This is a genomic window from Streptomyces sp. McG3 (genome assembly GCF_018619185.1).
GTDB lineage: Bacteria > Actinomycetota > Actinomycetes > Streptomycetales > Streptomycetaceae > Streptomyces.
Genome location: NZ_JAAXYC010000240.1, coordinates 1 through 12,695, shown reverse-complemented (window position 1 = coordinate 12,695; position 12,695 = coordinate 1). Strand labels below are relative to the sequence as shown.

The 12,695-nt window shown below is 70.5% G+C and carries 9 protein-coding genes; 6 read left to right on the top strand and 3 right to left on the bottom strand.

Features of this window, described 5'->3' with window-relative positions; genetic code table 11:
• The first annotated feature begins 188 nt into the window (after positions 1-188).
• From HET64_RS28930 to HET64_RS28915, 4 genes are all read left to right on the top strand, one after another.
• On the top strand, positions 189-941 hold the full coding sequence (locus HET64_RS28930; RefSeq protein ID WP_215110104.1) for a TIGR03089 family protein: 753 nt from the start codon (positions 189-191) through the stop codon (positions 939-941).
• A 177-nt stretch (positions 942-1,118) separates the two neighbouring features.
• Positions 1,119-2,684 carry an LCP family protein gene (locus HET64_RS28925; protein WP_215110103.1) on the top strand — a complete coding sequence of 522 codons (1,566 nt, stop codon included), beginning with the start codon at positions 1,119-1,121 and terminating at the stop codon, positions 2,682-2,684.
• Positions 2,685-2,908: 224 nt separating this feature from the next.
• On the top strand, positions 2,909-4,693 hold the full coding sequence (locus tag HET64_RS28920) for an LCP family protein (protein WP_374105582.1): 1,785 nt from the start codon (positions 2,909-2,911) through the stop codon (positions 4,691-4,693).
• 37 nt (positions 4,694-4,730) lie between these two features.
• The gene (locus tag HET64_RS28915; RefSeq protein WP_251146018.1) at positions 4,731-6,458 is read left to right on the top strand and encodes an LCP family protein; all 1,728 of its coding nucleotides are present in this window, start codon (positions 4,731-4,733) and stop codon (positions 6,456-6,458) included.
• 76 nt (positions 6,459-6,534) lie between these two features.
• On the opposite strand, the gene HET64_RS28910 is transcribed toward HET64_RS28915, so the two are convergent.
• On the bottom strand, positions 6,535-7,563 hold the full coding sequence (locus HET64_RS28910) for a glycosyltransferase family 2 protein (protein WP_215110100.1): 1,029 nt from the start codon (positions 7,561-7,563) through the stop codon (positions 6,535-6,537).
• 280 nt (positions 7,564-7,843) lie between these two features.
• On the opposite strand from HET64_RS28910, the gene HET64_RS28905 reads away from it, so the two are divergent.
• Positions 7,844-9,226 carry an LCP family protein gene (locus HET64_RS28905; protein ID WP_215110105.1) on the top strand — a complete coding sequence of 461 codons (1,383 nt, stop codon included), beginning with the start codon at positions 7,844-7,846 and terminating at the stop codon, positions 9,224-9,226.
• A gap of 91 nt (positions 9,227-9,317) precedes the next feature.
• Here the strand turns inward: HET64_RS28905 and HET64_RS28900 are convergent, their stop codons facing one another.
• Entirely contained in the window at positions 9,318-9,866 is a 549-nt protein-coding gene (locus HET64_RS28900) for an acyl-CoA thioesterase (RefSeq protein WP_018961270.1), read from the bottom strand.
• 117 nt (positions 9,867-9,983) lie between these two features.
• On the opposite strand from HET64_RS28900, the gene HET64_RS28895 reads away from it, so the two are divergent.
• Complete coding sequence (locus tag HET64_RS28895) at positions 9,984-11,303, top strand: LCP family protein (RefSeq protein ID WP_215110099.1); 1,320 nt, start codon at positions 9,984-9,986, stop codon at positions 11,301-11,303.
• A 70-nt stretch (positions 11,304-11,373) separates the two neighbouring features.
• On the opposite strand, the gene HET64_RS28890 is transcribed toward HET64_RS28895, so the two are convergent.
• Positions 11,374-12,420 (bottom strand): DUF5954 family protein, encoded by a 1,047-nt coding sequence (locus HET64_RS28890; protein WP_215110098.1) that lies wholly within the window; start codon positions 12,418-12,420, stop codon positions 11,374-11,376.
• Positions 12,421-12,695: the final 275 nt, after the last annotated feature.

The following is a 12,695-nucleotide window of genomic DNA, read 5'->3' as shown; positions in this document are numbered from 1 at the left end:
GAGGGCTGCCGCGCAGGTGACGCCGACTGAGGTGACCAATAGTGCACGCATACGCACGATCCTGGCCATATAGCCCTGAGTCCGGCGACCCGGACATCGGCCCCGCCGTGACGCACCGTCGGCCGAACCGGTGTACGTGACACCCGTTCAGCCCGCCCGGCACAGCGTGCCCGCGTACGCTTGCGCGGATGAACTCCAGCGACCGCACCCCTGCCGACCTGCTGCGATCCGCCCTCGCCGCGGACCCGGCCCGCCCCCTGGTCACCTTCTACGACGACGCCACCGGAGAACGCGTCGAACTGTCGGTGGCCACCTTCGCCAATTGGGTGGCCAAGACCGCCAATCTGCTCCAGGGCGACCTCGCGGCCGAGCCGGGCGACCGGCTCGCCCTGCTGCTCCCCGCGCACTGGCAGTCCGCGGTCTGGCTGCTCGCCTGCTCCTCCGTCGGGGTCGTCGCCGACGTCCAGGGCGACCCGGCAGCCGCCGATCTCGTCGTGACCGGCCCGGACAGCCTGGAGCGGGCGCGGGGCTGCCGGGGCGAGCGCGTCGCCCTCGCCCTGCGTCCGCTGGGTGGCCGGTTCCCGCAGACGCCCGAGGGGTTCGCGGACTACGCGGTGGAGGTGCCGAGCCAGGGCGACCGCTTCGCGCCCTTCGCCCCGGTGGACCCGGACGCGCCCGCGCTGGCCGTCGGCGGGGTCGAGCTGACAGGTGGGCAGCTCGTCGCCCGGGCCCGCGAGGACGCCGACGCCCTCGGACTCGTACCGGGATCCCGGCTGCTCACCGGGCGTACGTACGACACCTGGGAAGGGCTGAGTGCCGGGCTGTTCGCGCCACTCGCGGCCGGCGGGTCCGTGGTGCTCTGCCGCCACCTCGGGCAGCTCGACGCGGAGGGGCTGGCCAAGCGGACCAAGAGCGAGCGGGTCACCAACACCACGGTATGACAAGCGCCCTGATGTGCACTCGTCCGGCCCACAGCGGGCCGAGTCCTCGGTAATCGGCTCCGGAGCGGGTAGATGATCGGGCGGTACAGACCACTCTCCTGGCCGTGCACAACCAAGCGTGAGTTTCAGCCGTCTACTCCTGCGACCGGCGGCCCCTCGCGCCGCCGAACGTGAAGGATGGACGCAGACGTGACCGACAGTGCTGGCCCGCCGTCCGACCCGGACCACCCGGCCGGGGACAAGCCGCAGGGCAGGTCGCAGGAGGAGTCCGTCCCCGAGGACGTGACTCCCGGGGACGGGAACCCCAAGGACGGGACTCCCGAGGACGGGAACCCCCAGGACGGGACGCCGGCGGCCGGGGACACCCAGGAGCCCGCGGAAACCCCTCGGACCCCGGAGGACCCGACGGCCGGGGAGAGGACCCCGGCCGGCGCGGAGCCCGAGCCCGGGATCGGGGCGGGTGCCGACCCTGGTCCCGAGCCCGGTCCCGAGCCCGCCAAGGCCGTCGGCTCCGAGGGCGCCGGGGAAGGTGACGGCGCGCCCGGGGCCGGGGGCGGCGACGGCGTGCAGACCTGGGCCGACCGGCCCAAGGACGGCGGCTCCACCGCCCGCAAGCGCCACTGGCTGCGCTGGACCGCGCTCGCCGCCTCGTTCCTCGTGCTGGTCGCCGCGGGCGTGGGCTGGTGGATGTACCAGAAGCTCGACGGGAACATCACCACCGACACGAGCGCCGCCGCCGAGCTCAAGGCGTACGAGAAGGAACGGCCCGCCCCGGTCGTCATGGACGCCCAGAACATCCTGCTCATCGGGTCCGACAGCCGGGCCGGGGACAACCGGAAGTACGGCCGGGACGACGGCGGCAGCCAGCGCTCCGACACCACGATCCTGCTGCACCTGGCGGCGGACCGGAAGAGCGCGACCGCCGTGTCCCTCCCCCGTGACCTGATGGTGGAGATCCCCAGCTGCCGCACCTCGGACGACAAGGAGACGCGGAAGCAGTTCACCCAGTTCAACACGGCGTTCGAGGTGGGCGGAACCGCCTGCACGATCCGCACCGTGGAACGGATGACCGGCATCCGCGTCGATCACCACATGGTCGTCGACTTCAACGGCTTCAAGGACATGGTCGACGCCGTGGACGGGGTCGAGATCTGTCTCAAGGAGCCGATCGACGACAAGGACGCGCATCTGGAGCTCCCGGCCGGCCGGCAGACGCTGAACGGCGAGGAGGCCCTCGGCTACGTACGGGCGCGCAAGACCCTCGGCGACGGCAGCGACACCGAACGCATGGAGCGCCAGCAGCAGTTCCTGGGCGCCCTGGTGAACAAGATGCAGAGCAACGGCGTCCTGCTCAACCCGACGCGGCTCTACCCGGTGCTGGACGCGGCGACCAAGTCGCTGACCACGGACCCGGGGCTGGACTCGCTGCGCGACCTGTACGACCTGGTGCGCGGGATGCGCAACGTGCCGACCGAGCAGGTGCAGTTCCTGACCGTGCCCCGGCAGCCGTACCGCAACAACGTGAACCGGGACGAACTCGTCGAACCGGACGCGGGCGAGCTGTTCGAGCAACTCCGTGAGGACCGGCCCGTCGCCGTGGTCCCGGCCGACGAACTGGAGGAAGCACAGCGCGACCAGGAGGGGAAGCAGGACGGGAAACCGGACGACACGGGGTCCGGGAGTCCGACGCCCACACCCACCTATTCGGGTTCGAGTGCGGCGGATGACCTGTGCAAGCAGTAAAGCAATTGCCAAGACATAGAACGCAATCGACGCCTAATGGGAAGAATGCCCGGTTGTAAGGGGCGTGGAATGTGTCACGCACGTCGCTCGACGCGGAATCGGCCGGATAGTGTGACGCGATCCGGTGCTTCCGGCCGTCAGGTCGTGCACTGCTGGAGCGAAGGAACGAGCGCCTTGCCGGGGGAGGGCGCCTCGCGTGGCACCGACGGAGGACGCAGGCAACCGTGGACGCGCACAGTCGTGGACGGGCGGACGATATCGACCCCGCCGACCAGTGGGTACTCAACCCGCACACCGGCAATTACGAATTGCGACTGGATCACTCCGCTGGGGAGTCGAGCAGTCCTTCGCGAACGGCTACGGCTGAGGGAACCGGTCGCCGGGGCGGCTCCCGGACCGGTTCGTCCCGCGAGGGTTCGGGACGCCGAGGCGCCGGTTCGCGTGAGCGCGAGGGCGCCCCGGACGGGCCGCGCCGCGAGGTGCCCGGCCAGCGCAGCCGCCGCAGCTCCCAGGGGGGACGCGGGGCCGCCGAACCGCCCGCACCCGGCCGCCGGAAGCGCAAGCCCCAGAAGTCGCGCAAGAAGAAGGCGCTGCTGTGGACGGGCGGGGTCATGGCGTTCGTCGTGGTCGCCGGCTCGGCCGGGGCGTACGCGCTCTACCAGAAGCTCAACGGGAACATCGACGCCATCGACGTGGGCGACGCCGGCAGCAAGAACGTCGTCACGGACGGCCCGATGAACATCCTGATCATCGGCACCGACAAGCGCACCGGCAAGGGCAACGAGGGGTACGGCGACAAGGGCAGCGAGGGCCACGCCGACACCACCATCCTGTTCCACGTCTCCGAGGACCGGACCAACGCGACGGCGATGAGCATCCCGCGCGACCTGATGACCGAGATCCCCGAGTGCGAGTCGAAGGACGCGGACGGCGCCTCCACGGTCATCCCCGGCACCCCGAACGAACGCTTCAACACCAGCCTCGGCCAGAACGGCCGTAACCCCGGCTGCACCATGAAGACGGTCGAGAACATCACCGGGGTCAAGCCCCACCACTTCATGATGGTCGACTTCAACGCGGTCAAGGACCTGACGGCGGCGGTCGGCGGCGTCAAGGTCTGCATGGCGAAGCCGATCGACGACCCGAAGTCGCATCTGAAGCTGCCCCAGGGCGAGTCGAAGGTGCAGGGCGAAAAGGCGCTGGCCCTGCTGCGCACCCGGGACAGCTTCGGCAACCGGAGCGACCTCGACCGGATCAAGGTGCAGCAGCAGTTCCTCGGCTCCATGATCCGCGAGATGAAGTCGAGCGACACCCTGACCAACCCGAAGAAGCTGTACTCGCTGGCCGACGCGGCCACCAAGGCGCTGACGGTCGACACGGGCATCGGCAACGCGCAGAAGCTGATGACGCTGGCCGAGGAGATCGGCAAGGTCGACACGAAGAACATCAGCTTCCTCACGATGCCGGTCATAGACAACCCGGCCGAGCCGAAGCCGGTCACCGTGGTCGTGGACCCGGTCAAGGGCGAGCAGCTCTTCGCGATGATGCGCTCCGACACCTCGCTGACCGAGGTGAAGCAGAAGGAGAAGGCCGCCAAGGGCAAGCAGGCGGCCCTGCTCAAGGGCCCGAAGGCCGAGGCCGCCGACGTACGCGTGGACGTCCTCAACGGCGGTGAGATCCCCGGTGCTGCGGGCTCGACCGTCACCTGGCTCCAGAACGAGCAGGGGGTGCTGAAGTCCACCAACAAGGCCAACGCACCCGAGAAGATCAAGAAGACGACACTGGAGTACGCGCCCAACCAGGCCGATCAGGCCCGGGCGCTGGCCGAGATGATGGGGCTTCCCGCAGAGGCCATGAAGCAGGGCACCACCGACGCCGAGGGACTTGAGGCGATGGTGCTCACGCTGGGGGCGGACTTCAAGGGCGCGGGCCAGCTCATCACGGGACCGACGAAGCCGCCGAAGGATATCGAGAAGGCAAGCGCCGACAAGGCGGTATGCGCCCAGTGACACCGGGTCACCGCGCCACAGCGGAAATCTGAACAGCATGGGGGGTCCGGTGGGACGGAGCAGCACGCCCGGGGGGCGGACGCGATCACGCGACCGCGGCGCCGATCGACTCGGCTGGGACGGGAGCCCGCACGAGGGCGACGCGCAGGGAGACGGCGACGGGCCGGGGGGCCGTGAGGAGCCGGGTGGCCGTGGGGCGCCGGAGGGCGGCCGTCGGGCGGCCAAGGGCCGGGGCGGAAACGGCGGCGCACAGGCGCGCAGCAGCCGACGCGCGCCCAAGAGCGCGAAGCGGCGTGTGCTGCGCTGGAGCGCCTCCGTGCTCGCCGTGCTGATACTCGGCACCGGCGGCGCCGGCTATCTCTACTACGAGCACCTCAACGGCAACATCAAGAAAGAGGATCTGACCCTCGGCGACCAGCAGATGGCCGATCACAAGGCCAACGCCGCCGGACAGACCCCGCTCAACATCCTGCTCATCGGTTCCGACGCCCGGGACTCCAAGGCCAACCAGAAGCTGGGCGGGGCGAAGGAGACCTTCGGCGCACCGCCGCTGGCCGACGTGCAGATGCTGCTCCACATCTCCGCGGACCGCAGCAACCTCTCCGTGATCAGCATGCCGCGCGACACCATGCTGAAGATGCCCAAGTGCACGGCCCCGGACGGCGAGGTCTTCCCCGCCAGCACCACGGACGTGCAGACCAACCAGAGCCTGGGCCGCGGTGGTCCGGGGTGCACGGTGGCCACCTGGTACGAGCTGACCGGCATCAGGATCGACCACTTCATGATGATCGACTTCGCCGGTGTGGTCTCGATGGCCGACGCGATCGGCGGCGTCCCGGTCTGCGTCGACGCCAATATCGAATCCCGGGGCCGGGACGGCAAGGGCTCCGGGCTGAAGCTGGAGAAGGGCACCACGTACGTCAAGGGCGAACAGGCCCTCCAGTGGCTGCGCACCCGGTACGGCTTCGAGGACAACACCGACCTGGGGCGGGCGAAGGCCCAGCACCAGTACATGAACGCGATGGTCCGCCAACTGCGCAAGGGCACCAAGCTCACCGACCCGGCGAAGCTGATGAACCTCGCCGAGGCGGCCACCGAGGCGCTGACGGTCGACAAGGGCCTCGACACGGTCAAGAAGCTCTACGACCTGGCCGAGGAGTTCAAGAAGGTCCCCACGAAGCGCATCACGATGTCGACCATGCCCAACGTGTACGGCACCGGCACGAACAACGGCCGGGTCTACCCGAAGGCGGGCGACGCGGAGCAGCTGTTCCGGATGGTCCGCGACGACGTCCCGCTGGACGGCAAGGCCTCCAAGCGGAAGAAGCCGGAGGCCACGAAGGACCCGTCGGCGCCGGTCGGCGAGATCGCCGTCGCCGTGCGGAACGGAACAGCGACGGACGCGCTCGGGCCGGCCTCGGGGCGCGCCGGTGACGTGATGGAGCAGCTGAAGGACGCGGGCTTCGCGAAGGCCACCGTCGACCCGGGCAACGTGACCGGGGCGGCGCGGACGGCGATCCTGTATCCGAGCGCGGATCTGGAGGGCGACGCGCAGGCGGTCGCCAAGGCGCTCGGTGTCCCGCTGTCGCAGGTGAAGAAGTCCACGGACGTCTCGGGGATCTCGCTCGCCGTGGGCGCGGACTGGCGCGAGGACGGCGCCTACCCGGTGTCCAAGGGCAAGGAGAAGACCCCGGAGTCGGCGGGCGCCCTCAACGGCGACGACGACAAGGCCTGCATGAAGGTGAACCCGGGCTACACCTGGTGACGCCGTAACGGCACGGGTACGCGAAGGGCCCCACCGCCGGGCGGTGGGGCCCTTCGTACACGTCGGGCGACCGGTGTCAGACGGTCTCGCTGCTGCCGTTCATCGCCGGGCGGCGGCTCGCGATGACCCGCTTGGCCAGCGACCGGGGGCTGGTGAGGAAGCCGAAGCCCCAGCACATGTGCATCGTCGCCAGCGCCACCGGGATCTGCGCGCGGGCCTTCAGCGAGAGGCCCTTGCCCGCGGGCAGCGACCCGGCGACGATCGCGGCCACGTAGCCGCCGGGGACGATGAGCGCCCACGGGGTGACGGCCGCGCCCAGGACCAGGCCCGCCGCGATGGCGACGACGGCGGTCGGCGGGGCCAGGTAGCGGAGGTTGATCGAGCCGGAGTGGTAGCGGGCGACGACGTGGCGCCACCGGCCGTAGTCCTTGTACTGCTTGGCGAGCGCCTTCACCGTGGGGCGCGGGCGGTACTGGACCTTCAGCTCGGGCGAGAACCAGATCAGCCCGCCGGCCTCGCGGATGCGGAAGTTCAGCTCCCAGTCCTGGGCGCGGATGAACTCGACGTTGTAGCCCTCCGCCCGCTCCAGGGCCTCGCGGCGGAAGACGCCCAGGTAGACGGTCTCGGCCGGGCCCGCCTGGCCGCCGGTGTGGAAGGCGGCGTTGCCGACGCCGATCTTGGAGGTCATCGCGGCGGCGACGGCGTCCTCCCAGGCGTTCTCGCCCTCGGCGTGCATGATGCCGCCGACGTTCTGCGCGCCGGTCTCCTCCAGGAGGCGGACGGCGGTCGCGATGTAGTTCGGCGAGAGCATGCCGTGGCCGTCGACCCGTACGACGATCGGGTGGCGGGAGGCCTTGATCGCCGCGTTGAGGGCGGCGGGGGTGCGGCCGGTGGGGTTGGGCACGGTGTGGACCCGGGGGTCCTCGGCGACCAGCTCGGCGGCGATCTCGTCCGTACGGTCGGCGGAGGGGCCGAGCGCGATCACGACCTCCATCTCACCGGGGTACTCCTGCTCCAGGATGTGCCGGACCGAGTTCCTGAGATGACGTTCCTCGTTGAGCACCGGCATGATCACGGAGACGGCGGGGTACTGCGCGGCAGACATGTGGTCCTCGGGTGGTCCTCGGGGGCGCCGGGGGTGCCGCACCGCGGGAGGCGGGCGCCCCGGGAGGTGGCGTTATTCGGCCGCCACGTTACCGCGAATGGGGGATACCCATGCGCGCCGCCGGGTCGCGGGCCGGGACGGAGATCGTATGGGCCTACCGTGCGATGGTCCCCTTGCACCGCAGAGGTGTCTCCCTTGCACCCCGGAGGTGTCTCCCCCGTGCCCGCACCGCAGCGACCGCAGCGCCCGCCGCAAGCAGGACGAGCGGCCGCGCTGGGGCATGCGGGTGGCCACGGGCCTGTCGGTCCTGGTGCTGGGGGCCGGCGGGATCGGGCACGCCGTGGTGAGCAGCCTGGAGGGCGGCATCGGCCGGGTCGATCCGTTCAAGGACATGAAGAACCGCCCCCAGGGGGGCCACGGCACGAATCTGCTGCTCGTCGGCACCGACGGCCGGGACACGATCACCAAGGCCGAGAAGAAGAAGTACAAGCTCGGCGGCGCGCCCTGCCACTGCACGGACACGATCATGCTGGTGCATCTGTCGGCCGACCGGCAGCGGGCGAGCGTCGTGAGCCTCCCCCGGGACAGTTACGCCGAGATGCCCGCCCACACCGACCGCACCACGGGCAAGCACCACGCAAGCCACCCGGTGAAGCTGAACGCCGCGTACGCGGAGGGCGGGCCGACGCTGACCGTGCGGACCGTCGAGAACATGACCAAGGTCAAGATCGACCACTATCTGGAGGTCGACTTCACCAGCTTCATGAAGACGGTCGACGCGGTGGGCGGGGTGAAGATCTGTACGGCGCGGCCGATGAAGGACTCGTACACCGGACTGAACCTCCCGGCGGGCACCCATGAGCTGGACGGCGGCCGGGCGCTCCAGTACGTGCGCTCGCGCCATGTGGACGTGGCCGCCGACCTGGGCCGGATGGAGCGCCAGCAGAAGTTCATGGCGGCGCTGATCAAGCAGGCGACGAGCAGCGGGGTGCTGCTGAACCCGGTGAAGTTCCAGCAGGTCTCCGCCTCGGCGCTCGGCTCGGTCCGGGCCGACGAGGGCTTCGGTACGGAGCAGATGCTGGCGCTCGGCAAGGCGATGAAGGACTTCGGGCCCGCCTCGTCGGAGTTCGCCTCCGTGCCCATCGGCAACCCCAGTTTCCCGGTCAAGGGCATCGGCTCGACGGTGCAGTGGGACGCGGAGAAGGCGAAGAAGCTGTTCCAGGCCCTGCGCGAGGACAAGCCGCTGGCCCCGGCGAAGCCGAAGCCCGCGGCCGGTCCGAAGAAGCCTCCGGCCGCGCTCGTGGACGTGGCGCCGAAGGAGATCCGGGTGCAGGTCTACAACGGGACCCCGAAGGACGGTCTCGGCCGGACGGTGGACACGGCGCTGCGGGCGACCGGCTTCACCACCACCGAGGCCCCGCTCAACGGGGAGGTGCGGGAGCTGAAGCGGACGCTCGTGGAGTACGACCCGCGCTGGGACCGGTCGGCGAAGTCCCTGGCCACGGCCCTGCCCGGGAGTGAGCTGAAGGCGGTGAAGGGCCAGGGCCCGCAGCTGAGGGTGACGGTGGGCTCGGACTTCACGAAGGTGCAGCGGGTGAAGGCGGAGAGCCGGCAGACGGGCGAGTTCTCCACGGTGACGGGCGACGAGGTGGTCTGCCCGTAGCCCGGTGGCCGTGACCCGGTGGGCGTCAGGGCTAGCTGGGGCTCGGTAGCCGTACGGGTGGCCCGGTCGTCGCCGGTGACCGTACGGGGGCTCAGTCGTCGATGCCGTCGGCGGCGCGCTTCTCGCGGAGCTCCTTGATCGCGCGGCGGCGGGCGAGCCGGTGGGTGCGCCGGATCTGCGCTTCCTGGTAGCGGCGGTTGTCGCGCTCGGTCTCGGGGATCACCGGCGGTACGCGGCGCGGCTTGCCGTCCCCGTCCACGGCGGCGAAGACCAGATAGGCGCTGCCGACCTGCTGGGCGGGGGTCGACTCGTTCCAGCGTTCGGCCATCACCCGGACGCCGACCTCCATCGAGGAGCGGCCGGTCCAGTTGACCTGTGCGCGTACGTGGACGAGGTCACCGACCCTGACCGGCTCCAGGAAGACCATCTCGTCCATCGAGGCGGTCACCGCGGGCCCGCCGGAGTGCCGGCCGGCCACCGCGCCCGCGGCGTCGTCGACCAGTTTCATGATCACGCCACCGTGCACCGTGCCGAGGAGGTTGGTGTCGCTGCCGGTCATGATGTGGCTGAGGGTGGTCCGGGACGCCGCGGTCGGCTTGCCCGGAATCTCGCCCTCCGGGCGGGTGGCCTGATCTGTCATACAGTCCACCTTATGCGGGGGCCCGCGTCCCGCAGAATGCATCAGGTTCGCAACAGCCGTGGCCCAAATCCCCATACACCCTGTAAAGGCTGTAGGGCGGCGCGGCACACTGAGCGAATGAACGATTGGCCCGATCGACGGACCGGCGACCGCAGCGAGCGCTACGGGCGGGGCAGCGACAGCGCCCGGCCCGAGAGCGCACGGGCGATGCCCCACATCCAGCGCCGCCCGACCCCGCCGCAGAGGCCGCAGTCTCCGCCGCAGCGACCGCAGGTGCCGCCGCAGAGCCAGGGATACGACGACCGCTACCAGGACGGCGGCTACGGCAACAGCCCCGACCCCGGGTACGACAGCGGCTACAACACGGGCCAGGTCTACGGCTCGGGCGGCGGCGGATCCGACGGCCGGGGCGGCGGCGGCCGTCGCGGCGGCGGTGACGGGGGTTACGTCCACGGCCGCCCGGACTGGCGCCGCCGGATCAAGCTCGGCGCGCTGACCCTGGTGGTCGTGGTGCTCGCGGTCTCGATCTCGACGTACTTCTGGGCCGACTCGAAGCTGAAGCGCGAGGTCGACCTCTCCAAGGTCATCGAGCGCCCGGAGTCCGGCGACGGCACGAACTACCTGATCGTCGGCTCGGACAGCCGTGAGGGCATGTCGGCCGATGAGAAGAAGCGGCTGCGCACCGGTTCCGCGGAGGGCAAGCGGACCGACTCGATGATGATCCTGCACGACGGCTCAGGCGGCCCGACGCTGATCTCGCTGCCGCGCGACTCCAACGTCGAGATCCCGTCCTTCGTGGGGTCCGAGTCGGGGAAGAAGTTCCAGGGCACCGGCCGGCAGGTGAAGCTGAACGCCGCCTACGCCGAGGACGGCCCCGAACTGCTGGTGCGCACGGTCGAGTTCAACACCGGGCTGCACATCGATCACTACGTCGAGATCGGCTTCGGCGGCTTCGCGAAGATCGTGGACGCGATCGGCGGGGTCGAGCTGGACATCCCGAAGGCCTTCAAGGACAAGAAGTCCGGCGCCGACTTCCAGGCGGGCAAGCAGACGCTGAACGGCGAGCAGTCCCTGGCCTTCGTCCGGACCCGCTACGCGTTCGCGGGCAGCGACCTGGACCGTACGAAGAACCAGCAGAAGTTCCTCGCGGCGCTGGCGAGCCAGACGGCGACCCCGTCCACGATCATCAACCCGTTCAAGCTGTACCCGACGATGGGCGCGGGCCTGGACACGCTGATCGTGGACAAGGACATGTCGCTCTGGGCACTGGGCAACATGTTCTTCGCGATGAAGGGCGTCACGGGCGGTGAGGGCACGTCGATGAACATCCCGATCTCGGGCAGCGTCGGCGGCAACCTGGTCTGGGACAAGGCCAAGGTGAAGCAGCTGGTGGAGCAGCTGAACAACGACGAGAAGGTCACGGTCAAGGGCAACTGAGGCCGCGAGCAGAGCCGTTGAGGGGCGCCGGGCTGTTGCCCGGCGCCCCTCTTGCCTCTGCCGGGGCCGCCTACGAGCCGTAGGTGATGTTCCCCTTCTCGTCCATGAGGGGGTGGATCCGGGAGGGGCCGTAGTCGTCCACGTCGGACGGGCGCGACGTCTCCGGCCCGTCCGGCCCGATCCGCATCACCCGCTCGACCCGGACCACCTCGAACCGACGCCCCCGCACCACGAGTTCGTTGGGCCGCCGGCGGGAGGTGAACTTCTTCGCGGCCCGGCCGTGGAGGGCCGCCTCCTTCTCGTCCACCTTCATCCAGGCGGGCAGCTCCGGCATGTCCGGCAGATCCGGCAGTTGGGTAACGGGCCGGGTGAGGTGGTGGACGAGGGCGCGGCGGGCGCCCTGCGGGGTGGAGTACTGCCCGGTCACCATCGACCAGGTCACCTCCTTCCGCTCCACCACCCGGAACGTCGTCGGGAGGAGCACGACCCCCGGGTGGGTGGTCAACGCCCGCCGGGAGTCCGCCCGTACGTCCTCGGGGAAGCGGGCAGCCGTGTAGGAGAGCCCCAGCAACCCGGCCCGGTCGATCCCCTCGGTCAGCCCGACGGCGGCCGCGTGGTCGACGACGAAGCCCTCGGTCCGGGAGAGGTCGGGCGCGTCCAGGTCCCAGCTGTCCTCGTCCGGGTCGGTGGCCCGGGGCGGCTCCAGGCGGTCGCCGCCGATCCGGGCGAACTCGTCGGCGCGCACGATCCGGTAGCGGACGCCGTCCGCCGACACCTCGTCGGTCGCCTCGACCTCCAGCCGCGCCACGGCGTCCAGCAGGGACCTCCGCACCGCCGGATCGTCGATGTCGTCCCTCGCCCTGAACCACAGGAGCGAGTTGAGCTCGTCCCGGGCCATCTGCGGGAAGCCGCAGTCCAGTTCACCCAGCAGCCGCCAGCGGGGCCGGTCGCCGCGCCGCTGCTCGGCAAGCCCGAACAGAGGCCCCCGGACCACGACGTTCGGGTACTTGCGGACCGAGGCGAACGCGTCCGCCTCGGTGACCTCGGAGACCGGGTCGTCGCGGCGGGTGACGTTGATCGTGAGGTGGTCCGGCGACTTCTCCGGGTGAGCATCCATGCACTCAGTGTGCCGAAGGGGGGTGTCGGTGTCAGGGTTTCCGCCGCAAAGGGCCCCCGTCGACCGGAGTTGGCGCCGGGGCGAGCGCGCCCGGCCGCCCGTGGGGGCCGAGCGCGCTCGGAGCGTGCGGGGTGTCGCGTGTGCTTCAGCTGCCGGAGTCCGAACCGGAGACGGGCGTGCCACGACCCGGTGGCGGCCGACCGGATCGTGGCCCACCGCGACCCGGTGGGCCACGACGTCAACTACCTAAAGAACCAAGAGAAATTACCCCACCC